Source organism: Photobacterium arenosum, assembly GCF_014841115.1.
In the GTDB taxonomy this organism is placed as follows: domain Bacteria; phylum Pseudomonadota; class Gammaproteobacteria; order Enterobacterales; family Vibrionaceae; genus Photobacterium; species Photobacterium arenosum.
In genome coordinates, this window is the sequence record NZ_JACYTP010000010.1 from 115,610 (window position 1) to 141,534 (window position 25,925).

General features: G+C 49.6%; 26 protein-coding genes. 4 read left to right on the forward strand and 22 right to left on the reverse strand.

Going from position 1 to position 25,925, the window contains the following annotated elements; genetic code table 11:
* Nucleotides 1-62 precede the first annotated feature (62 nt).
* Both IFO68_RS15435 and IFO68_RS15440 read left to right on the forward strand, forming a co-directional pair.
* Nucleotides 63-1,760, forward strand: a complete 1,698-nt coding sequence (locus IFO68_RS15435) for a BCCT family transporter (RefSeq protein WP_192016729.1) — start codon at nt 63-65, stop codon at nt 1,758-1,760.
* A 68-nt stretch (nt 1,761-1,828) separates the two neighbouring features.
* Nucleotides 1,829-2,200 carry a hypothetical protein gene (locus IFO68_RS15440; RefSeq protein ID WP_192016730.1) on the forward strand — a complete coding sequence of 124 codons (372 nt, stop codon included), beginning with the start codon at nt 1,829-1,831 and terminating at the stop codon, nt 2,198-2,200.
* A gap of 90 nt (nt 2,201-2,290) precedes the next feature.
* Here IFO68_RS15440 and IFO68_RS15445 read toward each other — a convergent pair whose 3' ends face one another.
* The 4 genes from IFO68_RS15445 to kynA all read right to left on the reverse strand — a co-directional run bounded on the left by IFO68_RS15445 (nt 2,291) and on the right by kynA (nt 5,936).
* Nucleotides 2,291-2,905 (reverse strand): MliC family protein, encoded by a 615-nt coding sequence (locus IFO68_RS15445; protein WP_192016731.1) that lies wholly within the window; start codon nt 2,903-2,905, stop codon nt 2,291-2,293.
* A gap of 260 nt (nt 2,906-3,165) precedes the next feature.
* Nucleotides 3,166-4,407, reverse strand: coding sequence for a kynureninase (gene kynU, locus IFO68_RS15450; protein WP_192016732.1), 1,242 nt, complete (start codon nt 4,405-4,407; stop codon nt 3,166-3,168).
* A 28-nt stretch (nt 4,408-4,435) separates the two neighbouring features.
* Complete coding sequence (gene kynB / locus IFO68_RS15455; RefSeq protein WP_192016733.1) at nt 4,436-5,065, reverse strand: arylformamidase; 630 nt, start codon at nt 5,063-5,065, stop codon at nt 4,436-4,438.
* The gene (kynA, locus tag IFO68_RS15460) at nt 5,058-5,936 is read right to left on the reverse strand and encodes a tryptophan 2,3-dioxygenase (protein WP_192016734.1); all 879 of its coding nucleotides are present in this window, start codon (nt 5,934-5,936) and stop codon (nt 5,058-5,060) included. Before kynA ends, kynB begins: the two co-directional genes overlap by 8 nt.
* 149 nt (nt 5,937-6,085) lie before the next feature.
* Here kynA and IFO68_RS15465 point away from each other — a divergent pair, with 149 nt between their 5' ends.
* The gene (locus IFO68_RS15465) at nt 6,086-6,958 is read left to right on the forward strand and encodes a LysR family transcriptional regulator (protein WP_192016735.1); all 873 of its coding nucleotides are present in this window, start codon (nt 6,086-6,088) and stop codon (nt 6,956-6,958) included.
* Here IFO68_RS15465 and IFO68_RS15470 read toward each other — a convergent pair.
* The 8 genes from IFO68_RS15470 to IFO68_RS15505 form a co-directional block, all read right to left on the reverse strand.
* On the reverse strand, nt 6,921-7,409 hold the full coding sequence (locus IFO68_RS15470; protein WP_218387317.1) for a GNAT family N-acetyltransferase: 489 nt from the start codon (nt 7,407-7,409) through the stop codon (nt 6,921-6,923). The genes IFO68_RS15465 and IFO68_RS15470 overlap by 38 nt on opposite strands.
* A 64-nt stretch (nt 7,410-7,473) precedes the next feature.
* The gene (locus tag IFO68_RS15475; protein ID WP_192016736.1) at nt 7,474-7,890 is read right to left on the reverse strand and encodes an NUDIX hydrolase; all 417 of its coding nucleotides are present in this window, start codon (nt 7,888-7,890) and stop codon (nt 7,474-7,476) included.
* On the reverse strand, nt 7,890-8,318 hold the full coding sequence (locus IFO68_RS15480; RefSeq protein ID WP_192016737.1) for a VOC family protein: 429 nt from the start codon (nt 8,316-8,318) through the stop codon (nt 7,890-7,892). The genes IFO68_RS15475 and IFO68_RS15480 overlap by 1 nt, the downstream gene beginning before the upstream one ends.
* Nucleotides 8,315-8,818, reverse strand: coding sequence for a P-loop nucleotide/nucleoside kinase family protein (locus IFO68_RS15485; protein ID WP_192016738.1), 504 nt, complete (start codon nt 8,816-8,818; stop codon nt 8,315-8,317). Before IFO68_RS15485 ends, IFO68_RS15480 begins: the two co-directional genes overlap by 4 nt.
* A 36-nt stretch (nt 8,819-8,854) precedes the next feature.
* A complete protein-coding gene (locus IFO68_RS15490; RefSeq protein ID WP_192016739.1) occupies nt 8,855-9,604 on the reverse strand; it encodes a PhzF family phenazine biosynthesis protein in 750 nt (249 codons plus the stop codon).
* Between the two features lie 3 nt (nt 9,605-9,607).
* Nucleotides 9,608-10,207 carry a DJ-1/PfpI family protein gene (locus IFO68_RS15495; RefSeq protein WP_192016740.1) on the reverse strand — a complete coding sequence of 200 codons (600 nt, stop codon included), beginning with the start codon at nt 10,205-10,207 and terminating at the stop codon, nt 9,608-9,610.
* Between the two features lie 95 nt (nt 10,208-10,302).
* Nucleotides 10,303-11,370 (reverse strand): endonuclease/exonuclease/phosphatase family protein, encoded by a 1,068-nt coding sequence (locus tag IFO68_RS15500; protein WP_192016741.1) that lies wholly within the window; start codon nt 11,368-11,370, stop codon nt 10,303-10,305.
* 133 nt (nt 11,371-11,503) lie between these two features.
* On the reverse strand, nt 11,504-12,088 hold the full coding sequence (locus IFO68_RS15505; protein ID WP_192016742.1) for a DUF6151 family protein: 585 nt from the start codon (nt 12,086-12,088) through the stop codon (nt 11,504-11,506).
* A gap of 231 nt (nt 12,089-12,319) precedes the next feature.
* On the opposite strand from IFO68_RS15505, the gene IFO68_RS15510 reads away from it, so the two are divergent.
* The gene (locus IFO68_RS15510) at nt 12,320-12,928 is read left to right on the forward strand and encodes a sugar O-acetyltransferase (protein WP_192016743.1); all 609 of its coding nucleotides are present in this window, start codon (nt 12,320-12,322) and stop codon (nt 12,926-12,928) included.
* Nucleotides 12,929-12,976: 48 nt separating this feature from the next.
* On the opposite strand, the gene IFO68_RS15515 is transcribed toward IFO68_RS15510, so the two are convergent.
* The 10 genes from IFO68_RS15515 to IFO68_RS15560 all read right to left on the reverse strand — a co-directional run bounded on the left by IFO68_RS15515 (nt 12,977) and on the right by IFO68_RS15560 (nt 25,921).
* Nucleotides 12,977-13,600, reverse strand: coding sequence for a hypothetical protein (locus tag IFO68_RS15515; protein WP_192016744.1), 624 nt, complete (start codon nt 13,598-13,600; stop codon nt 12,977-12,979).
* A 122-nt stretch (nt 13,601-13,722) separates the two neighbouring features.
* Entirely contained in the window at nt 13,723-14,334 is a 612-nt protein-coding gene (locus IFO68_RS15520) for a hypothetical protein (RefSeq protein ID WP_225445265.1), read from the reverse strand.
* Nucleotides 14,335-14,454: 120 nt separating this feature from the next.
* Nucleotides 14,455-15,081 (reverse strand): imm11 family protein, encoded by a 627-nt coding sequence (locus IFO68_RS15525; protein ID WP_192016745.1) that lies wholly within the window; start codon nt 15,079-15,081, stop codon nt 14,455-14,457.
* Nucleotides 15,082-15,204: 123 nt separating this feature from the next.
* Nucleotides 15,205-15,816 (reverse strand): hypothetical protein, encoded by a 612-nt coding sequence (locus tag IFO68_RS15530; protein WP_225445266.1) that lies wholly within the window; start codon nt 15,814-15,816, stop codon nt 15,205-15,207.
* Between the two features lie 118 nt (nt 15,817-15,934).
* Nucleotides 15,935-16,582 (reverse strand): hypothetical protein, encoded by a 648-nt coding sequence (locus IFO68_RS15535; RefSeq protein WP_225445267.1) that lies wholly within the window; start codon nt 16,580-16,582, stop codon nt 15,935-15,937.
* On the reverse strand, nt 16,572-19,769 hold the full coding sequence (locus IFO68_RS15540) for a PAAR-like domain-containing protein (protein ID WP_192016746.1): 3,198 nt from the start codon (nt 19,767-19,769) through the stop codon (nt 16,572-16,574). The genes IFO68_RS15535 and IFO68_RS15540 overlap by 11 nt, the downstream gene beginning before the upstream one ends.
* Nucleotides 19,770-20,068: 299 nt before the next feature.
* Nucleotides 20,069-23,182, reverse strand: coding sequence for an efflux RND transporter permease subunit (locus IFO68_RS15545; RefSeq protein ID WP_192016808.1), 3,114 nt, complete (start codon nt 23,180-23,182; stop codon nt 20,069-20,071).
* Nucleotides 23,182-24,570, reverse strand: coding sequence for an efflux RND transporter periplasmic adaptor subunit (locus tag IFO68_RS15550; RefSeq protein ID WP_192016747.1), 1,389 nt, complete (start codon nt 24,568-24,570; stop codon nt 23,182-23,184). The genes IFO68_RS15545 and IFO68_RS15550 overlap by 1 nt, the downstream gene beginning before the upstream one ends.
* A 10-nt stretch (nt 24,571-24,580) precedes the next feature.
* Nucleotides 24,581-25,225: a TetR/AcrR family transcriptional regulator gene (locus IFO68_RS15555; RefSeq protein WP_192016748.1), complete on the reverse strand. Its 645-nt coding sequence runs from the start codon at nt 25,223-25,225 to the stop codon at nt 24,581-24,583.
* 99 nt (nt 25,226-25,324) lie between these two features.
* Nucleotides 25,325-25,921 (reverse strand): GNAT family N-acetyltransferase, encoded by a 597-nt coding sequence (locus IFO68_RS15560; protein WP_192016749.1) that lies wholly within the window; start codon nt 25,919-25,921, stop codon nt 25,325-25,327.
* Nucleotides 25,922-25,925 lie beyond the last annotated feature (4 nt).

Here is a 25,925-nt window from a genome sequence, read left to right on the forward strand (position 1 = left end):
TACGACTCATATACCACCCAATTCACGGACGAATCACACACCCTTTTTGTGCGGAGGCCGCGATGTCGTCCACCAAATTCAATGACATCATAGATAAACCTACCTTTTTCGGTTCCCTCTTCCTGCTATTTGCTGTGACCTTGCCTTTAGTCTTCTTTCCCGAAGCGGGAGCAGCCTGGGTGCTGAGCGCCAAAGATTTTGTGACCGATCAGCTTGGCGTGCTCTACCTGATTCTCGGCCTTGGTGCGTTTCTTTTTATGGTGTACATCACCTTCAGTGATATCGGCCAGATCAAACTGGGCACCCCTGAGGAAAACCCGGAATTTTCCACTTTTTCCTGGGCTGCGATGCTGTTTTGCTCTGGTATTGGCGCGTCGATTCTTTACTGGTCAATGATTGAATGGGCTTACTATTATCAGACCCCGCCTTTCGACATTCCCGGCGGTACGCACGAAGCCGCCAAATGGGCAGTCACCTACGGCATTTTCCACTGGGGGCCGCTGGCCTGGTCTATTTATCTGATTCCTGCGCTGCCGATTGCCTATTTCTACTATGTTCGTAACCACAGCGTCCTGAAAATCAGTGAAGCCTTAATGCCGGTACTGGGTGAAGAGCGGGCGCGCGGATGGCTGGGTAAGCTCATCGATGTGTTCTTTATCTTCGGTATGCTGGGAGGCGGGGCAACCACTCTCGGCCTTGCCGCTCCTTTGATTAACCAGGGCGCCCATGAACTTCTCGGTGTGCCCAATAACCTCTATACCCGCATTGGCGTGTTAATTGTCTGTACTGCCATTTTCGGTTACAGCGCTTATGCCGGTCTGAAAAAAGGCATCCAGTTACTCTCTAACATCAACATGTGGCTGGCCGTCGGCATCTTACTGTTCATTTTTATTACCGGGCCTACGCTCTTCATGCTGAATACCGGTCTGGATTCACTGGGCCGAATGATCAACAACCTGTTCGAAATGGCGACCTGGACAGAACCCTTTGCCCAGTTCCGGCAGTTCCCGGATACCCACTTCCCTCAGGACTGGACCATATTCTACTGGGCCTGGTGGCTGGTGTTCGCACCCAGCGTGGGGCTGTTTATCGCCCGTATTTCCAAAGGCCGAACCATCAAAGCCATGGTTGTCGGCTCGATTTTTTTCGGCACCCTGGGCTGTTTCCTGTTTTTCATGATCATGGGTAACTACGGTATTTATCTGCAACTTTCCGGGCAGTTAGATGTTATTTCCATACTGAACAATCAGGGCGCCACTACTGCAATTTTCGCCATGCTGCACACCCTGGCCCTCAGTAAACTGGTGGTCCTCGCCTTTACCATACTGGCGGTGATCTTCACCGCCACCACCTTTGATTCGATTTCCTATATTCTGGCTGCCGTGGTGCAAAAAGAGATAGATGAAGAGCCGGCGCGCTGGAACCGTCTGTTCTGGGCGTTTGCTCTGTCTGTCATGCCTATTACCCTGATGTTCATCGGCGGGCTGGATACCCTGCAAACAGCCAGTGTGATCGGGGGCGTCCCATTGCTTATTGTTGCTTTGCTGTTGTGCATTTCCATTATCCGCGCAGCGCACTTTGATCTTCGCTATCAACCCGATTATGAGGACAAAGAAATCTATATCGAAGAATTGCCGGATGACGACCCATGGACCGAAGAGGGTTCCTGGGATCAGGAAGGACCGGAAGAGCACGGTGTATCACATGATGATAAACCTCATATCGAGGGGGATCCGGACAGCCACCCGTCAAGGCTGTAAAACCTTGTCTCTGGGCCGGAAAGGCCATAGACCCTTGCTGACTTTTCTCCCATGACAGGAGAGCGGATATGAGATTGCTGATTGGCCTGATAGGCGTAGCTGTTGCGTTTTTAGGTTTGGTCATTGCCGCTGAGCCCAGGCTGATTCTGGACTTTATCGACAGACACAAAAAACAGCTCTGGCTGCATTTTGTGGCGGTTGCCGTGCGCCTGCTCATCGGCTATCTGTTAATAGAATATGCAGATAATACCGATATACCCTTTGTGGTTGCCGCCATCGGCTGGATATCCATTATTGCGGCGATTTTTCTGTTAATTCTTGGCAGGGGAAACTTTAAAAAGCTCATCAGCTGGGCCGTTGATCTGAACGACATCCAGGGACGATTGGCAGGTATATTTGCAGCGCTGTTCGGCGCTTTTATGGTGTACATCATTTTGTAAACGTGAACCCGATATTGACTGCGGGAAGCATGTTTTATCACGCTCATGTTTTATCAGGCTACAGCTTTATTACGCTACGGCTTCATCGCGCTAGGGCTTCACTTTGCAGTTCAGCTCTGGCGCACCGTATCCCCAGATGACGGTTGCTTCGCCCTGATGCTCCCACAGGCTTTCATTGCGTCCGACATATTTAGTACCGCTGGCGCTTTCCTGCTGATACATCAACGAGACACTGTCACCGCGTTCGGCAATCAGCGTTGGCGGGTCAGTAGGAAAGTAAGTCGCAATCACTTCACTTCCCGGCTGATCCGTACACAGATAAGTGACGGTGGCTGTTGCCTGAATCAAGCCATACCTGGCCTGCAGCTCAGCAATGCGCAGTTGATATCCAGACTCAACACATAGCTTTTTATCACTGGCTTTCCAGCACTCGTTGCGACCTTTCACCCAGCCTCTTTGCTCTGCTTTCAAGGTGGGGGGATGCTCATTGGTGGCTTTGGCAACCGCCCGTTTGTAGACCTCAGACAGCTGGTTATCTAACGCAGCTAATTCTTCGTCCTGACAAATCATCGCCTCAATGCTGCCATCTGCCACTCCGGTGCAATCAAACGATGGCTGTGCTGCTTTTACCTGGTGATACACCAGCACAGCAGCAGCACCAAGGCTGAAAACTACCCAGCCAACTCTGAATTTTCTGATTTTCATCCGGACTCCTGAACGGATCAGCCTTCTCCCCATCAACTATAGGCAATCAGAGGCTGTCCGTCAGGTATAACGGGAAGAAGCAAGAAAGCCGGGGCATACACAGATCCCGGCTTTGTCTCTACCTTACAGGTAAGGTTGTCCTGCCGGCTTACCCTCTCCGGCAAGACAGGTTCAGTGCTTCTGTGTACGGGTTTGATGCTACTGGTTTTGGTGTTATGGCTTAGAATGTATTGACCTGACAGATTCTGCAACTCTGCACATCAGGTTACTGCGGTGAGCTTTTTGAACGCCGCCTGATCCCAGCGATCGTTCGCCATGATGTCGACCAGCGCATCAACACAATCCCAGAGATCGACGTAACGAACGTACAGCGGTGTGAAGCCGAAGCGAAGAATATCCGGTGCACGGAAATCGCCTATGATGTTACGTGCAATCAAAGCCTGCATGATGGCAAAGCCCTGCTCATGGGTCAGAGAAACCTGACTGCCCCGCACCGCCGGATCTTTTGACGATGCCAGCCCGAAGCCGTACTGACTGCAGCGCTGTTCAATCAGCTCAATAAACAACTGCCCCATGCGAAGGGATTTTTCTCGGATCTGGTGCATGTCAGCCGAGGCCATGATATCTACCCCCACTTCCAGCAGGCTGGCACCGACGACTGACGTTGTGCCACACAAAGTGCGCGCAATACCCGGTGCCGCTTCATAGTCATCCCGCATCGCAAAAGGATTCGCATGACCAAACCAGCCACTGAGCGGTTGCTGCAACTGTGCCTGATGGCGCTTGGCAACAAACAGGAAACCTGGAGCGCCCGGACCACCATTGAGATATTTGTACCCGCAGCCAATGGCAAAGTCGGCGCCCACCTGATTTAACTGCACAGGCACTGCACCTGTGCTGTGGCTGAGATCCCAGATCACCAAGGCGCCTTTTTCATGAGCGCGGGCTGTAATCGCTGCCATATCAAACATGGCACCACTTTTGTAATGCACATGGGTCAGCACCACGACAGCCGTGTCTTCATCGATGGCTTCCAGAATGTTATCGCGATGCTCAGTCACCAGACGCACTTTGCCGTCCAGAAACTGTTCCAGTCCTTGCAAGATATAAAGATCCGTCGGGAAGTTACCCGGTTCAGACAATATATTTTGACGTCCTGCATTCAGTTTTACCGCTGCCGCTGCCATCTTGAACAGGTTGACAGAGGTTGAATCCGCCACAATCACTTCGCCGTCGTCTGCCCCGATCAGACCGGCTATTTTATCTCCCACCCGGTGCGGTATGCGGATCCAATCGTGGGTGTTCCAGCTGCGGATCAACCCCTGGCCCCACTGCTCTTCCACCACTTGCCGGGCTTTTTCTTTTGCCGCCTTCGGCAACACACCCAGGGAATTGCCGTTGAGATAGATATGCCCGGCGGGTAAATCAAACTGATCGCGATACGCTGCCAGGGGATCATCGCGATCCAGTGCTTCAAAATAGGTTCTGTTCAGTGTTTGCATGTTCAATTACTCCTGACTTATCCAATGGCTAGGCAACACTGCGCAACAGTGCCCGAACGGGGGAAGCATCCAGTGAGTCGAGTTTTAACGGCGGGGCGATCAGCTCATACGCTCCGGCAGGCACGTCATCCAATACCAGGCCTTCTAAAATCGCCATGCGATGACGCTTAATAGCTTGATGCGCACTCATGGTTTTCGAGCTCTGGGGATCCAGTGACGGGCTGTCGATGCCAATCAGACAGGCGCCACGCTCTGCAAGTAAGTCGATGGTCTCTGAGGCTACCGCCGTAAAATCAGACTGCCACTCATGGTGCGGAAACTGCAGATAGGTTTTGAAAATCACCCGCTCAACCTGATCCGGCAGCTGATCAATAATGTCCTGCGGTTTTACCCAGCCAACTGCCTGGGTAGCATCAATCACCACACACGGACCAATGTAATATTCCAGGCTGACCGCTTCCATGCTTTTACCCTGTGCATCGTAATGCACAGGCGCATCGGCATGAGTACCTGAGTGGCACGACAGGGAAAACTGACCAACGTTGACCGGGCATTGCTCGCTCATTTCCCAGTGGAAATACGAAGAGAATGCCGTGTCTCCCGGCCAGACCGGTAACCCCTGTCGCAGCGTTTGCGAAATATCCCAGATTTTAGTCATGCTTCGGCCCTTCAATAGAGGTACGCACCGACCACAATTCCGGGAAAAATTGCAGCTCCAGTGCTTTGTTGAGGTATTTCACCCCCGAAGTGCCACCCGTGCCGCGACGATAGCCAATGATGCGCTCAACCGTTTTCATGTGGCTGAAACGCCATTTCTGGAAATTGAATTCCATGTCGACCAGCTTTTCGGCCAGCTCATAGAGATCCCAGTATTCGTTGCTGTTGTTGTAGATTTCCGCCCAGATGCGTTCAATGTCTTCGCTGGCCTGATACGGCTGGGAGAAGTCCCGGTTGAGGTGAGACTCAGGCACATCAAATCCGCGGGCTTTCAGCAACTGCAGCGTGATGTCATAAATGCTTGGCGCATGGAGAACGGACTTCAGGTGATCGTAATATTTCGGGTGTGCGCGGTGCGCCTGAATCATGGCCTCATTTTTATTACCCAGCAGAAATTCCAGTTCGCGGTACTGATAAGACTGAAAACCAGAACTCTGGCCCAGTTCATCGCGGAAGCTGGCATAATCGGCTGGCGTCATGGTTGCCAGCACTTCCCAGGCGTTCAGCATCTGAGACTGAATGCGTGCCATGCGGCTCATCATTTTAAATGCCGGGCGCAGTTTGTCCTTGCGAATATTCTCCACCGCTCCATAGGCTTCATGCAGACAAAGCTTCATCCATAGTTCAGACACCTGATGAATGACCACAAATAGCATTTCGTCGTGCTGCTGGGTAACCGGGTGCTGGCAGGAGAGTAATGGTCCCAGGGCGAGATACTGCCCGTAGCTCATGTCCTGATCCCAATGCACTTTTTCATTGTCCAGGTCCACTTTCAGCGTGGGTGCAGTCTGATTTTTATCCATTTTATTCATCCACTATTTCCTTGCCTGTCAGAGGCTATTGACCATTCATTTATTAGTTTACGAGACGGCTTTTTAACTGTAAATTTCATAAAATATTCAAAAACCATTAACTTTATTCATACATTATGGCCACAAAAATCAGTACAAGACACTTGCAAATGATAATGGCTGTGGCAAAGGCAGGTAGTGTGTCTGAAGCAGCCAGTCAGATTGGGCTGACGCAATCTGCGCTCAGTCATCGCATTCGTGAAGCAGAACGATTGTTAAATACCGAGCTGTTTTACCGCCAGCATAAGAAGCTCATTCCGACCAGCGCAGGGAAACGGCTGCTGTTATCTGCCACTGTGGTACTCAGTGAGCTGGAAAGGGCTGAAAACGACATCGACAAACTGTCGGTGGGGATAGAGCACGTCATTCGGGTAGGTAATGAAGCCTACGGCGGTTACCATTGGCTGCCGCCCTTTATTAAGCTGTTTAATGAGGACTTCCCCAGCTATTCGGTCGAAATCATTCCCGATGTCTCTCTCGACCCGTTTACGGCGTTACGCAACGGTACGATAGACATTTCTATTGTCTCTGGCACGGTGACTCAGACTGGCTTCCGGGTGCTGAAACTGTTTCGGGATGAAATGATCGCTGTGATGCATAAAGACCACCCGAATGCCGGTAAAGCCTGGCTGACACCGCAGGAAATCGCCGCTGACACTTACATTACTTACCACACCACACCCGGTCCCGGACGTGAATACGAACAACTGTTCAGTCCGAATCACCTGTTGCCGCCGAAAGTCATCCGGGCTGGTGTGACCGAAGCGGTCGTGGAATTTGTCAGAGCAGGTATGGGGATTACGATCATGCCAGGCTGGGTGATAAAGCCGTACCTGAAAAGCGGCGAGCTGCGGACAGCCCGAGTGACAGAGCAAGGGCTCTACCTGAACTGGCAAGCCCTGATTCGGAAGGATGAACGCTCAGATTCGCCCATAGTGACTTTTGCTAAAGCACTGAAGCGGACGGATCTGCCGGCGCTGTAACTGTGCTGGTCATTGTCAGTGACATGGGCTGGTATCGCAGGCCGGCAAGCTCTGCCGCCGCCCCCGTTTTCTGAAATCCCTGCGCCTGATAAAAAGAGACTGAATTCAGTGAAGCACGCACGGTGAGCTCAGCATGACGAACCTGTTGAAGTAAAACCTGCAGCAACTGAGTCGCAATGCCTTTTCCCTGCCAATCCGGCAGCACAAATAACATCGCCAGATGTGCCCCTTGTTTGAGTTCTGCCATACCAATAATTTTGCCCTGCTGCTCATACACCAGTATCAGGTTGTCTTCCTGCAGGCGAAGCAAGAGCGCTTCTTTTGAGGCCACTTTAAAGAAAGTATGGATACCGGCCGGCGCGAGTTGCTTTGCCGCACTTGCCAGAAACGCACTTTTCACTAATGCCTCGACCTCTTCAGCATCGTCTGCCGTCATCACTCTGATTGCCATGCGCTTCCCCTTGCTGCCAAAATCCAATCAATGTGTTTACTGTCGCTCTTTCTGCACCGTTCTATCAGCGCCGTTCTTTCAACAAAGGTAAAATCACACGTCTGTACTCCGCCAGCGCAATGTTATCCGCCTCGACGGTAGCAGCGTTCGGTTCATGGAGAGATGTCCAGATCACCGCTTCCGCTTCCTGTGCCGACAGCTCACCCGTCCAGTCTGTCACTACATAATAATGCAGCCGTTGTAACTCTGTGGTGGGATGATACAAGGTACACAGCGGAAAATAGGCAATCGGCGTCACCGTCAGCTCTTCGGCAACCTCACGGATCAGCGCCTGCTCAAGGCTTTCTCCTGCTTCAACATGCCCACCGGGAATGGCCATCAGGCCAGGATCAACCACTTTGCTCAGCTTGCGCTGTTCAAGCAATACCTCTTCACCGCGTATCAGCAAAAATGACACGCAATCATGTACTTCTCTTTGCATTATTCTGCTCTTCCTCTTCTCGCCATGGGATGATCCGGGTGCAATTGCAGCAAATCCCACAAGTTGCCGTACAAGTCTTCAAACACAGCGACTGTGCCGTAGTCCTGCTCCTGAGGCGGACGCACAAACCGGATGCCGTCGGACACCATACGCTCATAATCTCGCCAGAAATCATCTGTGCTCAGAAACAGAAATACCCTGCCTCCGGCCTGATTGCCAATGAAATTACGCTGCTCAGGGGTGGACGCTCGTGCCAGCAACACAGTGACGCCGTTGGAACCCGGTGGCGAAACCACCACCCAGCGCTTATCCTGTTCGGGTTGATAGCTGTCTTCGATTAAGTCAAATTTAAGCTTATTGACGTAAAAGTCGATCGCTTCATCGTAGTCACCGACAACCAGGGCAATATGCACTATGGCCTGTTTCATATGGAGGTATCCTGCTTATACTGCTGAATAATAAAGCCTTCGCTGCTTTGCGGCGGCTCAAAAAAACGGGTAATTGCATCAAACGCTTCATCCGTGGTAAACGGGCTGCCTGCAGGCAAATCCTGACTGCGAATTTTCAGCTGCGCTTTGCATACCTCGTCTGGTTTATCGACATAATGCAGGCAGTGCTCAACACCTGTCGCGGCAATCAGGCCGGTAAACCACTGACGCTGCGACACCGTATTGGCCGGGAAATCCAGCACAACCGACATCCCTTTGGCGAGCAAATCCTGAACATGCGGCTGTATGGTTTTCTTTAACCGCTCTGAATACTGGATGTAATCAGCCAGACTGCGAACCTCTTGCGGGTATAAGGTGCTGAGCCACTCATCTTCTACCAGCAACACGGCCTGATGGGTTTTGGCAATCTGTGCCGCTAATGTGGATTTTCCCGCCGCCATTTTACCGCACATAAAATGCAGTGTAGGAATCGCAGTCATTCGCATCTCCTTGTGGTTAGCCTGCTCTTCAGGCATTCAGACCGCTCCGCTCGGTTCATACCGATATACCTTACCGCCAACCCATAGTTGCCCTTCGGTTGCCTCCAGGTGGATCAGATTAGGGTATTCCGGATAGCCCATGTGAACGAAAGCCGGTTGTTCCAAAGGCAAAGGCAGCGCCGCACAGCACACCGCGCAAGCCGGATCCTCCGGAATGTTATACAAGGGGTTAGATGCTCTGGCATGCCAGCCGTCGCCCGTGGACACATACAACACATAGCCACTGAAATTTTTCCCATGATTCCATGCAGCCAGTGTATCCAGATCAAAACGGACGGCGTTCAGGGCGGAGATGTCTTTCAGTTCGATACACCATTTGGGTTTACCGGCACTGAAAATTCCTGCACTCAGTATTTGACTGGCCTCCAGGCCAAACCAGCCAGGTTCAGGCTGACCGGTAAAATCGGGAGTGACTGCCGTCGACAAGGCCATACTAACGCTGACCACATCTCCGGATTTTCGTACGTCGCTGATACCCGCCCCGGTTTCGACACGAAACGCAGCCTGGGCAATATGGCTTGCCGCACCCAGTAGTGCGTGACCGCAAATCGGCGCTTCTTTTGAGTCCGGGTAAAAGAAACGAAACCGGACATCAGCTTGCTCGCTGGGCGAAATCACAACAGTGACAGGAATACCAGAATCCATCGGATTTTCCGGTACTTCAGAGATCGCCATCAGATTACCGCCCACATCCTTGCGCTTACCAAATACATTATAAATATGCATCTTTCAGTCCAGATAGGGTTCAACAACAGACAAACAACGATTTACCGTGTCTTCTTTCTCTCCGACCGGAGCCACATAGTGGATTGCGTTTTTAGCAGCCTCCACACTCGCTAATTTCGCGATGAGCCAGGTGGCAAGATACTGAGATGCCAGACAGCCTCCTGCTGTTGCGACCGACTCAGAGGCATGAAAAGGCTGCTCAAGCACCACTAATCCGGCGTCCATCGCCCAGGGCTGAGTGGTCAGGTCGGTACAGACAGATGCGTTATCCAAAATGCCTAATGCCGGCAACAGCAGCACACCAGAACACTGAGTAGCAATCAGCTGTTTTTGCGGGCTCAGCGTTAAAGTGCTCATTAGTGATTGGTCGGCAACGATCTGTCGGGTCAGCGACCCGCTGCCGATGATGACTGCATCGGCCTGATTGGCGTAGGCCAGAGGTTGGTGGGCGGAGATGGTTAGTCCGTTCATTGAGGTTACTGTCGGCGTGGGACTGGTGATCTGCACCTGCCAGTTCTCGCTTTTCACCCGATTCAGTATTGAGTAAGCAACCAGCGAATCCAGTTCATTGAATCCTTCGAAAGTCAGTATGGCTATTTTCATTGCAGCATCCTTTGCAAAGCGGAGTGATACGCTAGATTAACGAAAGACAGATTACCCTGATTTAACAGCCAGTTGCCAGCCCGAATTCACCCGGTTCATTGTCCTGGACGCGGCACATTTTCATCGCTGACATTCTGCTCCTGAATAATCTCTTCCGCCCACTCCTCATCTTCCGTCTCAGCTTGCAGGCCGTTCTCCTTTTGTGCGGCAGACGGTTCAAGATACAGCTCAGTAAATAAAGCGAAATGATCCGATCCAATAGACGGCAGACGCTGAATCTGACGCAGTCTGAAATGGTGGCTGTGGAATATATGATCCAAAGGCCAGCGCAGAAACGGATAGTCGGCATGGAAGGTATTAAACATGCCCCGCCCCACGCGCGGGTCCAGTAAGCCGCTGATCTTTCGAAATAACCGTGTGGTCGACGACCAGGCAACATCGTTCAAATCACCGGTCACAATAATCGGCTGTGCGCTGTCAGATACACTGCGTGCCACCAGTATCAACTCGGCATCCCGTTCGGCCGAGGCCGGATTTTCAGTCGGGCTTGGTGGGGCTGGATGCAGAAAATGCATTCTGATTTTTTCGCCATAGGGAAGCACCAGCAACGCATGCATGGAAGGCACATCGTCTTCGATCAAAAACTCAACACTGGTATCCTCTAAAGGAAACCGGGCATAAACATGCATGCCGTAGAGATTATCCAGGGGGCACTTCATGGTATAAGGCAGCTGAGTTTCAAGTGTATCCAACTGAGACTGCCACCAGTCATCCGATTCCAGCGTCACCAGCACATCGGCCTGATACTGATGCACCAATGTGATTAACTTATTCGCCTGACGGTTCGGTGTCAGCACATTGGCTGTGATGATTCGCAGCCGCCTATGGCTGTTTTCACCGTTCGCCGTCTTCACTTCCTGACGCCAGATCCGCGTATAAGGCAAAATCCACCACAACTGCCAGCCCAGACACACAAAGCACACCACAATAACCAGCCAGTGTGCGTGAGCAAAAGCATTAGCAATCAGCAGAAACAAAGCAAATACCGCCAGTTGCAGACGAGGAAAATCCCAGCCGCGCACCAGCCAGTGCGGATGCCGCCATAAGGGAAGCAGCGTGGCAATAACAAGTAACAACGTCAGAAACGTTAGCGCATCAACCATAACATTTGCTCTGAAACCCAACATTCACCATTCGGCCCATGCAGGAAGGTAGTGCTTCCTGCCCTAAGTATTGAGTTTAGAAGGTGTTTTCACACTGGGGATATTTCAGCTAGATCCGCTTCACAATGACTCATCATTCATCCGCTTTTTTACTCACAATCTCTGGCTGGCTAATGGGTTGAGCTTGGCGATCAAAAAAGGGATTCGGGCGTCCTTTTCCGGTCAGTTTCCAGCCCAGGATTTTCAGCATTACGCGAATCATCATTGGCCAGATGCGATTATTCCGCAGTATGTCTTCAGGCAATGGCGGGTTGGCATGTTGCGGGTAGGCATGCGCACGCACCGGACCAAGCCGCTCTTCCGTTCTGTCCTGTGCTGATATCACTTTTTCGATTAAGCCAACAAAAGGAAAACCAGGTTTGAGGGTGTTCGCAATGGGCGTATTGCAACATCCGGCATACCAGCGAAATAAGCCTTCCGGTGTCAACCGTAAACAGCGAATGTGCTCACTGCCATTTGTCCATTGCACGCTGGCCGGACTGAGCTGAAAAATCGCCGTACCACGATGCGCCGTGAGTATCCGTTCAGGCGACAACTGCTCGGCAAATGCCTGACAATCTTTGCAATAGCACACCACGCGGTTGCCGGACGACGGCGCGGGCACATCGGCTTTTCCCTGTATCTGACCGCATTCACAACTCAGCTGAATTGTCGCCATGCTGCTTTCTCCCTGTTCAATGATATTTATTGTGTTGTCGCTGACGGGTTTGTCTGCTGGTTACTATAAAGCCAGCGTAATCAATCATGCACACATCACTCTGTTTTAACGTAATTCGTGTGCATTACACCACATTTCCTCAACTCGACGATTTCAACGTTATCCCGGCCAGACACATTTTGGCTGACCTCAGTTATAGTGTTACAACCTGTCAGTAAAAGAGACACGTCAATGCCGGATAAGCTCAACGATTTCAGTACCAAACTGCTCATCAATCAGGCGTTAATTGATCATCAAATCGCCTGCAGAGAATTGCTGTACGACTTTAATCACTCGCGCCCCAGTGAGCAGCAAAAACGGCAAGACATCCTGAGCAAGATCCTCAAACAATGCCAGGGCACACATATTGAACCGCCCTTTCGCTGCGATATGGGCAGTAATCTCTCTATTGGTAAAGGCGGGTTTATTAATTACGGTCTGATTGTGCTGGATATTGCACCCGTCTCTATTGGCGACCATGTGCTGATTGGCCCAAACGTTCAGCTTTGTGCGGCCGGCCATCCGGTGCTGTTATCGGAACGGGTACAACCCTATGCCTGTGGCGATCCCATCACGATTGGCAATCATGTGTGGATTGGTGCTGGTTCCATTGTGCTCGGAGGGGTTTCGATTGGCGATAACACAGTGATTGGCGCAGGCAGTATCGTGGTGAAAGACATCCCTTCAAATGTGATCGCTGCCGGTAACCCGTGCAAAGTTCTCAGAAACATCGATCATGGTCAGTTACCCACAGAAGAAGAGATTCAGGCGTTATATCAGCAATTAGGGTTAAAAGAGTAAATGTCCATCCTTAAACATCATTGCTGACAACGGATATTGTTTTCTCTATTACAAATCGTCATCAATATCATCGTCTTCTTCAAAGGCAGATCCGATAAACCAGTCATCAACACGGCGAAAGCCTAAACCACTGAGGTCAGCAGCTCTGAGGGCTGCAACGACAGATTCATGAAACAGAAAAGTTGGGTCTTCTCTCAATCGAAAAACCAATCTTTTTTCTAAAGGCACTTGATCCAGCACCTCTTCATCTAACGACAGTTTCAATAGAGTAAACCTGTCACCGACATAGGTTCCAGATATTTCACTGCGTTTCTTATGAATCGCTTGATGATGATTCCAGATATGCATGTAATAGTGTTCTGACCAAATTTTATCACCATTGACGATATTGGTTTGATAAAAATCCACGCCAGGTAAGTTAAACGGTGCCAGAACTTGCCTGAATTTTTCAGAGACCAATTGTTCAGCGGTTTCATGATAGTCACACGGCTGAAACTTAGCGCGATTACCTTCAGATATACCTACCCGACCCGGCCCCAGCACTTTTCGGTGAATAGGAAAAAGAGACATTAATCTCTCTAACCCATCATCTGAACCTTCAACTTGATCTAACATATAACTCGTTGCACGACCACTTTCGTTTAACATGTAGTATTGGCTATCATATTTCATTTTCTTGCCATCACACGATTCGCCTTCTCATTGACCATCTCTCAAAACGTTAATAATCCAGAATATTGAAATTACATATGGCCACCAGAAACACTTTAGGCAGCCATTGTAGTAATAGTCTGTTATTCAAAGGCCGAACCAATTGACCATTCATCTACCCGCTGAAAACTCAAACCTGTGAGATTTACCTCACGAAGTGCTTGCACAACTGTTTCATGGAACAGAAATTTAGGCTTCTCTTCCAATGTGAATACTAATCGTTTTTCTAGGGGGATTTTATCTAGTACATTTTCATCCAATGACAACACCTCTAACGTAAAATCATCATCTACATAAGTGCCATCTATTTTTGACCGTCCATGATGGATTGCTTTGTGATGATTCCAGATATGCATGTAATAGTGTTCTGACCAAATTTTATCACCATTGACGATATTGGTTTGATAAAAATCTACGCCTGGTAAATTAAACGGTGCAAGAACTTGTCTGAATTTTTCAGAAACCAATTGTTCTGCGGTTTCATGATAGTCACAAGGTTGAAATTTGGCGTGATTACCTTCTGTAATTTCAACAACGCCAGGGCCAAGAACATGATTTTTCAAGGACCATAGAGACATTAAATGGTCTAACCCTTCATCAGAATCCTCCGCCATATCTAACATATATGCGCCTGACTCATGATTTTCTCTCAAAATATAGTACTGACTGTCATATTTCATATTATTACCATACATGTAACTTCCAGATGAACCTGACTAGCCCCAGGCCTCTGAATCAAAGTTTATTACATTCAGCCGTATCCATCATTAAAGCCCCAGTGAAGGGGCCGACATTAATCACATTATTTATAGCGATTACAAATCATCATAAAAATCATCGTCGTCATCTTCAAAGGCAGATCCGATCGACCAGCTATCAACACGGCGAAAGCCTAAGCCACTGAGGTCAGCGGCACTGAGGGCTGCAACGACAGACTCATGAAACAGAAAAGTTGGGTCTTCTCTCAATCGAAAAACCAATCTTTTTTCTAAAGGTACTTGAACCAGCACCTCTTCATCTAACGACAGTTTCAATAGAGTAAACCTGTCACCGACATAGGTTCCAGATATTTCACTGCGTTTCTTATGAATCGCTTGATAATGATTCCAGATATGCATGTAATAGTGTTCTGACCAAATTTTATCGCCATTGACGATATTGGTTTGATAAAAGTCCACGCCAGGTAAGTTAAACGGCGCCAGAACTTGCCTGAATCTTTCAGATACCAGCTGCTCTGCGGTTTCATGATAGTCACACGGTTGGAACTTGGCGCGATTACCCTCCGATATGCCTACCCGACCCGCCCCAAGCACTTTTCGGTGAATAGGGAAAAGAGACATTAACCTCTCTAATCCATCATCTGAACCTTCAATTTGGTTTAACATGTAACTAGTCGAATCACCACTCTCTCCCAGAGTATAATATTCACTATCATATTTCATTTTCTTGCCATTATACGATTTGTCTTCAAATCGACTATCTCTCAACCTATTGACAATTCTGAATATTGAAAAAAACATATGGCCACCAGAAGCACTTTAGGCAGCCATTGTAGTAATAGTCTGTTATTCAAAAGCCGAACCAATTGACCATTCATCTACCCTCAGAAAACTCAAACCTGTGAGATTAGCCTCACGAAGTACCTGCACAACTGTTTCATGGAATAAAAATGTTGGGTCTTCTTCTAACCTGAAGACGAGACGTTCTTCAAGTGGAATCTTATCTAAAACATTTTCATCAAGTGATAAAGATTCTAATATAAAATCATCATCAATATAAGTACCATCTATCTTTGATCTTCCTTTATGAATTGCTCTATGATGATGCCAGATATGCATATAATAATGTTCAGTCCACGTTTTACTTCCGCTAACAATATTTGTTTGGTAAAAATCCATACCAGGTAAATTAAACGCCTGTAAAACCTGTCTAAATTTTTCAGAGACTAATTGCTCGGCTGTTTCATGATAATCACATGGCGTAAATTTATTGGAATCACCCTCCAATACTTCTACAACACCAGGCCCTAATACACGCCGCTTGATCGAACGAAGTGACATTAGATGCTCTAATCCTTCGTCTGAATCTTCATCCTGGCCGAGCATATATGCACCTGATTCATGATTTTCTCTCAATATATAGTACTGACTGTCGTATTTCATATTATTTTCGTACATGTCATTTCCAGATGAACTTACCTAGCCACAGTCTCTGAGTAAAAGATCATTACATCTCGCGAATATTTCATTAAAGCCCCACTGAAGGGGCCAACATCAATCACCTGGTTAGTATCAATTACAAATTGTTATAAAAATCGTCTTCCTCTTCTTCTGTAGCAAAAGCAGAGCCTGGCCCCCAGTTCTGAATGTTCAGAAAATTAACACCAGTCAACCCAGCCGCTTTTAACGCAACAACAACTGACTCATGGTAGAGATAGTGGGGTTTTTCATGAAGCCTGAATACCAAGCGCTCGTGTAAAGGAACCAAATCTAAAACTTCTTCGTTCAATGTCATCTTTTTCAAATCAAATCGATCATTCTCATACGTACCATCATAGACAGATCGCTTCGGATGTAAGGCTCGATGATTTTGCCAAATATGAATCAGATAATGCTCTTTCCAGATATTCCCTCGATTTTCTATATAAGCAGGGTAAAAATCGACTCCGGGGAGCTGAAATGAATCCAATATGTTTTTAAATTTTTCAGACACTAGACCTGCTGGCAAGACTTCATGATAATCACAAGGTTTAAAGTTGCCATTATCTCCAAGAGTAATATTTATATACCCCGGGCCAAGAACTTGACGCTTTATTGAACGCATAGCTAACAATCTTGACAAACCTTCATCAGATTTTTTATTTTTAACCAGCATATAGGGTCCAGATTGGCTATCCTCGGTCAACAAATAATACTGTCTGTCATAATTCATATTATTTTCCAATTTCTAACGCTCCTGTAAACTTACCTTTTCCTAGCCCATGGTCTCTATTCTTATGAGGGCAATGTTCAGTTCTCTTAATTTTCTTCATGTCTTTAAATGTTTTTTCAGTGGTTTTTCTTGCACCACTGCATCCATACTTTGAACTTGGGCGATAATCTCTACTATCCCAATCAATTGTCCACGTAAAATCGTGTATATACCTTAGTATTTTTTCACTTTTCTGTTTCATTTCAATAGCAAAGTTTTTATTAGCACTTCTCAGGGAACTTTTCGATTTACAGAATTCACCTTTTTCGATTAAATCTAATACTTCTAGCGCCTCTTTTTTAGCTGCCTTAGGATAAGCTAAGAATGGTTTTTTATTTAAAAGCAACTCACCAAACTCATTCAACTTATCAGCAGCATCATTTTTTTCATGTTCGAGCAATGTATTTAATGCTCGATAATCAGATTCTAAAGCAATACCAAAGTCATGATTCGTTTGATGTCTCTGGACACCCAGTTCACATGCAAGTTCTGGTGTCATTGGTAAAACTACCAAGTTATCAATTGTATTAATATCGAAGTTAAAATCATCAAATGCCTTTTCAAAATCTGCCTCTCCTCTCACAGCATCGACTGGAATAACATGGTGTGCGGCTACTGTTGATGGCCCTGTATACCAAGGATGAGTTGAGGGAAAGCCACCTTTATAATTTTTCGCCATGTTCTTTCTATAATCTTTTGCATAAGTAATGCCTTTACCCTTCTTCAACCGATTCCGGTTCTTACATTTAGGGTCATCGCAGATCGGGCATTCTTTCGGCAGGTTAGTCTCATTATCCTTTTCATGCTGTTTTTTCTCATGGCGGTTTAGCGTGGTCTTTTTGCTGTCGGAGATCTTCATCAGCACATCAATCAAACCTTCCAGTGCTTTACCACCGTTTCGGGCAGTGACGCCACCGGTAATAGCGACAGCAGCAACGGGGGCACCGACACCACCACTGACAGCACCGGCCAACGCAGTACCGCCCGTGACAGCGGCAAAATCGATACCTTTTTGCGTACCCTGCGACACCGCCAGGCGCGTCAGTTCATCCGCTGGCATGGCTTCCAGAAAAAGGCGTGGCAGGCTGGCAAGATATGATCGTGTTTCAGGATCAACCACTAACAGCAAGAGTATTTCCATTGCCTGACTGGCTTCCTGCAGACCCAGTTTCACCCGGTCAACTTGCTGCAGTTTGCGCTGCATCACGTCTATATCACCGTCCACAATTGCTTTCACCAGCAGGTCGATACCAATATCGGCTTCGTCCATCAGTTCGCCGAATTCGCCAAAATCAGGCAGATAGTCGGTGACACCTGAGCTGATCCCCATACCGGTGCTTTTCGCATAAGACCAGCTTTGCTCCAGAAATGACAAGTCATCAAAGGCGTCTTTACGGCTGCGCATTTCTGCCAGTTCTTCTTCAACGCTGGCCTTCAGTTCAGCAAACTGCTCTGCTGCAATTATCGGCGCGGTTGCAGCCTGTTGGCGGGCAGTCTGTACCATGTCGCCAACCAGGCCATTCAGTGCTTCAGGGATCGCTTCCCTGTGCTTTTCGAGTTCCTTTTCTGCCTTTTTCGCTGCTTCTTTATCACCAAACGTCACTTCAGCGCCGACTTGAGGCACGCCGTACAGCATCACACTGCCGTTCGCATCCAGTTTTCCTTCCTGTTTTTCGCCATTGGCGAACATGACAGAGTAAGGTACATAACCTGCTGGCGTTTGCTCCATGTCATCGTATGTCAGTCGAATCGCCAACGGCGCTGGCAATGCGTTCAGCGAGTGCACCACATCGGTAATGCTGCCGCCCTGCGTGGTGCGCTGGTTATTGGTCGGCACCACCATGATGTTTTCGCCCTTGCTCCGAATGGTGGCGATTTTCTGTTTCAGGCCGTTCATTGCCGCTGAAATGTCATCGGGCAGGTTTTTACGAACCGTTTTCACCGATTCCCGATGGGCTTTGATGTTGTCTGAGATATAGGTATAGCCACGGGTATCTGAGTGAAAAAGGATCGCTTCCAGCCGGGCATCTGTTTTTTCCAGAATGCTGCCGCATTCGCGACTGAGCAGAGTCGCCTTGGCGTCCCAGTCCAGGTTGTCCAGCCACTCATTCGGATTGCCGGTTCCCAGATGACGCATGGAAGCCAGCAGGTTGTTGCCGGATTCCTCTTTGTGATAATTGACGAACAGATCAAACAAGACGCCGTCTGCTTCCAGTATCGGCAGCATGGTGCTGATCAGGCCGAGGATGTCTTGCTCCGACACGGGCTGCTGGTCAAAGAAGTTGATCAGACGCGCTGCGATCTCTTCTGCCTGACCCGGTTTGGGGTTCAATGGCAGATGCGCGCGAATTTCCACTTCCAGCATGTGACGAAATTCAAGGCTGTCTGCCAGCGTTTCGCCCAGATAGCCCCAGATGCGCTTTTGCATATCGCCTCTCGGGACCCAGAATGGCACGCACATGTGTGATGCGCGGTCAAAAAACACCTCGTCATCAAGCGTGGCTTTATCCGGGTTGGCAGGGCGAGGATAGTTGATTTTATAAGGTGCTGGCGCTTCACCGTATTCAACGGTGCAGCCTTTGGTGGGCAAGCCGTCAACAATGGCTTCACCTGCGTTATTCAGTGTGCCTTCTGCCAGAACGGCACCGGATTCATCTTTCAGTTTGAAAGGGGCATTGGCGAGCGGTTTACCGGACGTGTAACGACATTGAACACGCAGCGCATGGGTTTTGTCTTCATCGGGCTGAACAGTCACCGACGGGTTTTCACAACCAAAACACATGGTATTGCCTGCGTTCATGGTCATCATGTCGGTTTTACGGGCCACCCCGACACCTTCAATTTTCACTGTAGAAGATGCTGTGGTGAATTTGGCTTCCGCTTCGGTCGTACCGGAAACAATGCCTTTTTTATCGCCGCCTGCATCGCCGGTGCTGCACGAAAACTGGCTGCTTTTCAGGGCAATGCTATTGCCACCATCGGCGGTGACGGTTGTGCTTCCATCGGCCAGGTCGGCCGACTTGGCATTGTTTCCGTAAGGGATAGGAACAACGGGTGGCCCGACCGTTGTCATACATACATCAGGGACGGCAGCATTCGCTTCACCGCCAGACCCTTTATGAACAATACTCAGACCATCAGCACTGATCGTGACTCCCATGACGCTTTCCTCATGAACTGAACAAGAATACGGCGATATTCTATCAGATGCTTAGCAACTCATCCTATTGATAGAAAAGAAGAAACAGCCTGTCAAAATCACTTTTTTAGCTGTCATTACGACACTTGTTCATATCTGTGAAGCGGATCAATGTCGTCAAATTTTTGAACATCACGGGGTGTCTTGCATTCAAAATGTGCGGTGTCTGAGTCCATCAAAGTGAAGACGATGGTTGATTTCAGCGTACTGAAGCACAGATCCAAATCCCATGGTCACACAGTCTCTTTGGGCTTAAGATCTCAGCTTTCCGTCACAGGTGTCCAGCTTTTATACGCCTTCAGTGCACGATAATCAGCCAGAATGCCGTAAATGCAAGGCACCACGAACAACACCAATAGGCTTGCGGCCAGTAAACCGAACGTAATGCTGATCACTAACGGGATCATGACCTGCGCCTGCAGGCTGGTTTCGAATAACAAAGGCAGCATGCCAGCAATGGTGGTCACGGTTGTCAGTAACATGGCCCGGAGACGCGCTTCACTGGCTTTTCGGGCTGCATCCTGCAAGGACATCCCCTCCAGAACATTGGCTTTCACATAAGTCACCAGCAAAATAGCATTATTCACCACAATGCCAGCCAATGAGACAAATCCCACCATGCTGGGCATGGTCAGCGGATACCCCATCAACATATGGCCTGCAATCACACCGATCAGTGACAACGGAATCGCCAGCATCACAATCAGGGGTTCAGCATAAGTCCGGAACTGAATACTCAGCAGCACAAAAATACCGATCAATCCGATCAGAAACCCATTGCGGACCGAGGTCTGGGTGATGCGGCTGTTTTTTATCTCGCCCTCCACCTGAAGGGTGATGCCGGGAAAGCGGGTTTGCAATTCAGGCAGAAAACGCGCAAGTGTATCCGTCACCACCGCTTGGGCATTGGCTTTCTGGCTGTGAACTGCGCCAAATACAGTGACGGTCTGCTGACTGTCGATGCGATGAATCCGCGAGTAATCCCGCTCAAAATAGATATCAGCCACACTCAGCAAGGGGATACGGTCTCCGGTCCGTGGATGAAGCAAAGGAAAATATTCCAGAGATTCAAGATTCAGCTGACTCTCGGCGGCAAGCTGTACTGTGATTTCCAGATCATCAATTCCCCGGTAAATCTCATCGACGGTCACACCATGAAATGCCTGCCGGAGCTGCGCTGCGGCCTGAGCAGATGTGAGGCCCGACGCCAAAGCTTCCGGTTTGAGTGTAAACCTGAGCTCGGGCTTACCCGGCCGTAAATCATCGAACACGTTATAGACGCCCGCATACCCTTTCAGCCATTGCTGGAGTTCGTAGGACGCCTCTGACAACTGCGCAAGATCCCTGCCCTGCAAGCGTAATTCAATGGCTCTGCCTGCAGGACCGAGAGACGGCTCGGTGAAAATCACCTGAGCAACCTGAGGCAGCGCTGGTAACGCGTCTGACCACGCCTGAGTCAGGGTATCCATTTCTGTCACCCGCTGCTCAGCCGTGAGCAAGTCCACACTGATCGTTGCCAGATGCGCGCCGGTCTCAAAGGCATCCGCATTGTGGCTGTAAGTGACGGTGATCGCTTTCACCAGCGATTCAGATGCTTGCGACGCCAGTGAATCCGTGGCTTGGTTCAGCGCACTCAGTACGCGATCAACCGACTGCGCTGTGACATGGAACGGAGTCCCGGACGGAAGGATCAGCCTTGCTTCCAGCACATCCCCATCCATGTCGGGCAGGGCCTGAAACTTCAGATGACCGCTCACCAGCATCCCAATCGAAAGCATCAGTAATGCGAGACTGCCCCCAAGGACGGCATAGCGGTAATGCATGGCACTTTCAACCGCCTGCCCCGTGCGCTGCTGCAATTGCAGAAATGCCTGATTGATTCGGGTCCTGAATCGGTTGTCCGGCGATGGCTTGTCATGCATCAGGGTATGATGCAAATGGCTGGGCAATATTAAAAACGCCTCAATCAGACTGACCGAGATCACCACGAGTAATACCGCAGGAATCACGCGAAGGACCTGTCCAATCTCTCCTTCAATGAATAATAAGGCCCCAAAAATCAGCACCGTGGTTGCAAAGGAAGACAGCACTCCGCTGGCCACACGAGCGACCCCGTCTGTCACTGCTGCCAGCGGCTTTTTTCCCAGTCTGGACTGCTCGGCAATGCTTTCTGAAATAACAATGGCATCGTCCATTAAAATGCCCAATGCCAGTAACAGCGCCACAATACTCATCATATTGAGCGTGATGCCAAGGGATGACAGGACAAAGAAACTCGCCAGAAAACTCACGGGTAATCCGGCAACCACCCAGAAGGTATAACGCAGGCGAAAAAACAGCAGCAGACTCAGAAACACCAGAATCAATCCCTGCCAGGCGTTTTCTATGAGCATGTTTAAACGATCCACCACGATCGAGGTATTGTTCTGAATCAGGGTAAGCTGAACACTCTCGGGGAGATGGTCATGCTCAGCCGACACAAAGGACTCAACTGCTGCAAGTACAGACAAGCTGTCATCCGTGATATTTTTCCGGACATTCAGCAAGGCCGCTGGCTGACCGTTTAATCGGGCCTGATTTTCCGGTTCACTGAATCGCTCTTCAATCGTCGCCAGATCGCTCAATTGGATCTGGCTGCCCGTGTGCCCGCTTAAAATGGTCAGATTGGCCAGTTCAGCCGCAGTGACGCGTTGATCATCCAGACTCAGATCATACGATCTGGACACTGTCTCTAAGGATCCCAGAGGCAGGTTCAAATTCTGGGAAGCAATCCGCTGACTGACCTCTTCCAGTGTTAATCCGTAAAAACGGAGTTGCTCCGGGCTGACTGACACCCGAAGTTGCCGCGTTGAAAAGCCTTCAATCCGGACGATCGGTATCTCTGGTTGCCGCAACATTTTGGTTTTCAACTGCTCTGCCAGTGTTTTTAATTCCGTCTGGGACAGACCGGACGCCGTCACAGCAATCGTCACCACGGGGCTGGTTCTCCCCATCTCTTCAACGACTGGGGTTTCCGCTTCATCCGGAAAGCTGTCAATACTGTCAACGGCTGAGCGGATGTCTTCCTGAAATACCGAAAAGTCCCGGCCTTCCACCATGGTCAGTGTCATCTGCGCGAGGTTATTCCTGGCCTCACACAAGACTTCAAGCAGATTGGGGATCGCTTCCGTCGCATCTTCCAGGGGGCGACATATCCCGTTTTCAACATCTCTCGGACTTGCTCCAGGATAGGGCACCAGCACACGCACCGTATCTGAAGCAAGCCTGGGGAAGGTCTCCCGCTGTAAGGATGGCAGTGTCAATAACCCTGCCAGAATCAGCAGGATCATCAGTAAATGAGCTGCCGTCGGGTGGCTGGCAAAATATCGGATCATCACTGGCCCACTCCTGCCGACTGCGCCAGCATAGTCGGTGTGGCTTCCAGGCGATCCGGCGTCAGCGATAACGGCAATCCATCCAGTGCGGGCTGTACATCACTGGTGATCACTCGGGTGCCGTCCGGAATATGACCCGGTGTAAACAACGCCCAATCCTGCATCGTCAGGCTGGCCGTCGCAGGCACACGGCTCAAACGCCCCTGCTTGTCGGCAGTCAGAAGAGCGCCAGCATGCAGCGCATGGCGCGGCAGAACCACCGCCTCAACCGGGGAACCCACCAGCGTCGCAATGACTGGCATCCCTGCCAGCAAAGGCGGCTTTTTGCCCGGCGACAAAAACCGGTATGGCTGATCGACCGTCAGGGTAATACTCAGTGTGTGCGATTGCGGATCCAGCGACTCCCCCAGATTCACAATCTGCCCGCGCCAGACCGATTCCGAAAAACCCGGCACCTGTATCGTGGATTCAAGCCCCAGTTGACTCAGCAAGGGGCCGAATTGTCCCGCATCCGTCAGATCAACCCCAGTTCCGTGATCTTCAAACAGTAGCTTCAAAAAGGGTTTGAGTTTCGCGATAGGGAACTGCGCTTTCACTTCCATCTGATCGATACCGCTGGCTTCAAATAAGCGTTGTCCCGCAGGCACATACTGGAAGCGATCCGTATGAACGGCGGTAAGCCGACCGGTAAAAGGCATCACAATCCGGGTCCGGTCTAAATCTCGCTGGGCCTGTGTAACTTTCGTTTCAGCCAGTGCATGTTTTGCTTCCAGCACATGGCGTCTTGCTGGCAGCGTGGCGATTTCATTTTCCAGTATCGCTTGCTGCTGGCGGAGCTGAATCAGTTTTTGCCGTTCACTATCGACCTGAGAATCGGATTGTGCGCCCCGCTCGCTCAACGTCCTTTTCCGCTTCAGTTCACGCTGTGCCACTGCGATGTTCTCCTGAATCAGCGCGTCACGCTGTGTCAGGTTCTCTGCAGTGGTATCGATTTCCCGTAAATTCGCTGCTGCAATCGCCCGCTCCGCTTTCGCCTGAGTGAGTGCCAGATGATAGTCCGCAGGATCCAGCTCAACCAGCACCTCCCCCTGATTCACAAGACTGCCTTGTTTCAAATAAGGCGAGACCCGGACCACCTTTGCAGACACCTCAGCCAGTGCCACCACTTTTTGGGTCGGTTCAATGAAACCATGCCCCACCAGTTCGGGACGAATCACCCTTGGCGCCGTTTCGATAAAAGTTACAGCAATGGGCGTCATTTCAGTTGACTGGTGGTTGACTGGTGGACGTGTTTTAAACAGCACAACCAACATCAGCAATCCCACCACAGCGAGCATGGGCAACGCGAGTTTGGATTTTAAAATGACTTTCAGACAATTGCATTTCATGTGGAGCCCCTTACCTGGGCGGACTGCCCAAACCTTGTGTGAGTAATAACGTCAGATGCTGTTTCCAGGCACTGGAGCGAAGCACCTGGCGATCAACGCCCAGTACATCCTGAATCAATGGCTCGGCAATCATTGGAAAAGCCATCAGACTGATCAGCGATGCGGTGGCAAATTTCGGATTAATATCTTCACGGAGAATGCCTTTCTGCTGCAAAGTCGTGAACAGATTCAGCAAGGATTCCCCCATCCGGGCAGGAAAGGTTTTCACGAAATGCGCTCTCAGTTTTGCCTCGCGAGTCAGCACTTCGTCTTTGATCAAATGAACCAGCCATGGTTCTTCAGACATCATGTCTGCGATCCGGTCAACCAATACCGGTAAAACGGATTCTGGCTGGGTTTCAAGTAAAAACACGACTTCCTGTATCCGCTGCTGGCGCTGACGCCCGCTCCGGTCCAGAAGCGCGATAAACAGCCCTTCTTTGTTCCCAAAGTAGTAACTGATCATGGCGGATTGTGTGCCGGCTTCCGCTGCCAGCTCACGAATGGTGATGGATTGATAAGATTTTTGATCCAGTAATCTTTCGGCAGCATCAAGGAGTGCCGACATCATCTGTGCCTGTTTTTCAGGATCTTGTGGTCTGCCTCGGGACATCATTTCTCATTTCATTAATCAAGTGATTAACAAAATAATAGATGCATTCAGTGAATGATTCAATCCTGTCATTCAGATCGCAGATCAAAACTTTAGAAAATGTCAGTCGCCGCGCAGGTGATAGATCATGGTGGTTGAGCCAGAAAAGCCAACAAGCCATTTCAGATAAGGAAAACGATCGGTTCTGACCGGGAGGAAACCTTTTTCGTCATACAGTTTTCTGGCTCTTGGGTTACTGTCGATAACGTCGAGCCGCACTTTCTGATACTGATTTTCACTGGCATACGCAATAATGTGCGATAGCAGTTTCGAACCGAGCCCCAGGCCACGACAAGCAGGATCCACCACGATGCCGTCCATGATCAGCTCTTTGGGATCAGGCTTGCGTTCAAACAAACTCAGGACAACCGCTGCCCAGGTTCCGCGCCAGAAGCCCAGTACTCTCCATAACCGTCTTAAGGTTATCCCGCCCGTCAGTGATCCCTGCGCGGTCTGATACCCTGCAATACCCACGATTTTTCCATTCGAGATCACCACAAAAGAAAAATTCGGATGAAACGATTCAGCCAGCAAATGAATCCGCTGCGCTTTGCTGGGAATCGCGGCTTTAAACTTATGTCCAAACGCATTTTCATACAGTGAGGCAACAGCTAAAGCATGGGACGCATGCCAGCCTTGCTGAATGTGAGAGTCATTCATTGTC

Excerpts from the sequence above, each read along its gene's own strand:
- IFO68_RS15540 (WP_192016746.1), bottom strand. The coding sequence starts at position 19,769 with ATGGGAGTCACGATCAGTGCTGATGGTCTGAGTATTGTTCATAAAGGG.
- IFO68_RS15510 (WP_192016743.1), top strand. The coding sequence starts at position 12,320 with ATGCCGGATAAGCTCAACGATTTCAGTACCAAACTGCTCATCAATCAG.
- IFO68_RS15530 (WP_225445266.1), bottom strand. The coding sequence starts at position 15,816 with ATGTACGAAAATAATATGAAATACGACAGTCAGTACTATATATTGAGA.
- IFO68_RS15485 (WP_192016738.1), bottom strand. The coding sequence starts at position 8,818 with ATGACTGCGATTCCTACACTGCATTTTATGTGCGGTAAAATGGCGGCG.
- IFO68_RS15515 (WP_192016744.1), bottom strand. The coding sequence starts at position 13,600 with ATGAAATATGATAGCCAATACTACATGTTAAACGAAAGTGGTCGTGCA.
- IFO68_RS15520 (WP_225445265.1), bottom strand. The coding sequence starts at position 14,334 with ATGTATGGTAATAATATGAAATATGACAGTCAGTACTATATTTTGAGA.
- IFO68_RS15470 (WP_218387317.1), bottom strand. The coding sequence starts at position 7,409 with ATGGCAATCAGAGTGATGACGGCAGACGATGCTGAAGAGGTCGAGGCA.
- IFO68_RS15490 (WP_192016739.1), bottom strand. The coding sequence starts at position 9,604 with ATGCATATTTATAATGTATTTGGTAAGCGCAAGGATGTGGGCGGTAAT.
- IFO68_RS15550 (WP_192016747.1), bottom strand. The coding sequence starts at position 24,570 with ATGAAATGCAATTGTCTGAAAGTCATTTTAAAATCCAAACTCGCGTTG.
- IFO68_RS15555 (WP_192016748.1), bottom strand. The coding sequence starts at position 25,225 with ATGATGTCCCGAGGCAGACCACAAGATCCTGAAAAACAGGCACAGATG.
- IFO68_RS15445 (WP_192016731.1), bottom strand. The coding sequence starts at position 2,905 with ATGAAAATCAGAAAATTCAGAGTTGGCTGGGTAGTTTTCAGCCTTGGT.
- IFO68_RS15525 (WP_192016745.1), bottom strand. The coding sequence starts at position 15,081 with ATGAAATATGATAGTGAATATTATACTCTGGGAGAGAGTGGTGATTCG.
- IFO68_RS15465 (WP_192016735.1), top strand. The coding sequence starts at position 6,086 with ATGATAATGGCTGTGGCAAAGGCAGGTAGTGTGTCTGAAGCAGCCAGT.
- IFO68_RS15560 (WP_192016749.1), bottom strand. The coding sequence starts at position 25,921 with ATGAATGACTCTCACATTCAGCAAGGCTGGCATGCGTCCCATGCTTTA.
- IFO68_RS15500 (WP_192016741.1), bottom strand. The coding sequence starts at position 11,370 with ATGGTTGATGCGCTAACGTTTCTGACGTTGTTACTTGTTATTGCCACG.
- IFO68_RS15495 (WP_192016740.1), bottom strand. The coding sequence starts at position 10,207 with ATGAAAATAGCCATACTGACTTTCGAAGGATTCAATGAACTGGATTCG.
- kynA (WP_192016734.1), bottom strand. The coding sequence starts at position 5,936 with ATGAATAAAATGGATAAAAATCAGACTGCACCCACGCTGAAAGTGGAC.
- kynB (WP_192016733.1), bottom strand. The coding sequence starts at position 5,065 with ATGACTAAAATCTGGGATATTTCGCAAACGCTGCGACAGGGGTTACCG.
- IFO68_RS15475 (WP_192016736.1), bottom strand. The coding sequence starts at position 7,890 with ATGCAAAGAGAAGTACATGATTGCGTGTCATTTTTGCTGATACGCGGT.
- IFO68_RS15545 (WP_192016808.1), bottom strand. The coding sequence starts at position 23,182 with ATGATCCGATATTTTGCCAGCCACCCGACGGCAGCTCATTTACTGATG.
- kynU (WP_192016732.1), bottom strand. The coding sequence starts at position 4,407 with ATGCAAACACTGAACAGAACCTATTTTGAAGCACTGGATCGCGATGAT.
- IFO68_RS15505 (WP_192016742.1), bottom strand. The coding sequence starts at position 12,088 with ATGGCGACAATTCAGCTGAGTTGTGAATGCGGTCAGATACAGGGAAAA.
- IFO68_RS15435 (WP_192016729.1), top strand. The coding sequence starts at position 63 with ATGTCGTCCACCAAATTCAATGACATCATAGATAAACCTACCTTTTTC.
- IFO68_RS15440 (WP_192016730.1), top strand. The coding sequence starts at position 1,829 with ATGAGATTGCTGATTGGCCTGATAGGCGTAGCTGTTGCGTTTTTAGGT.
- IFO68_RS15480 (WP_192016737.1), bottom strand. The coding sequence starts at position 8,318 with ATGAAACAGGCCATAGTGCATATTGCCCTGGTTGTCGGTGACTACGAT.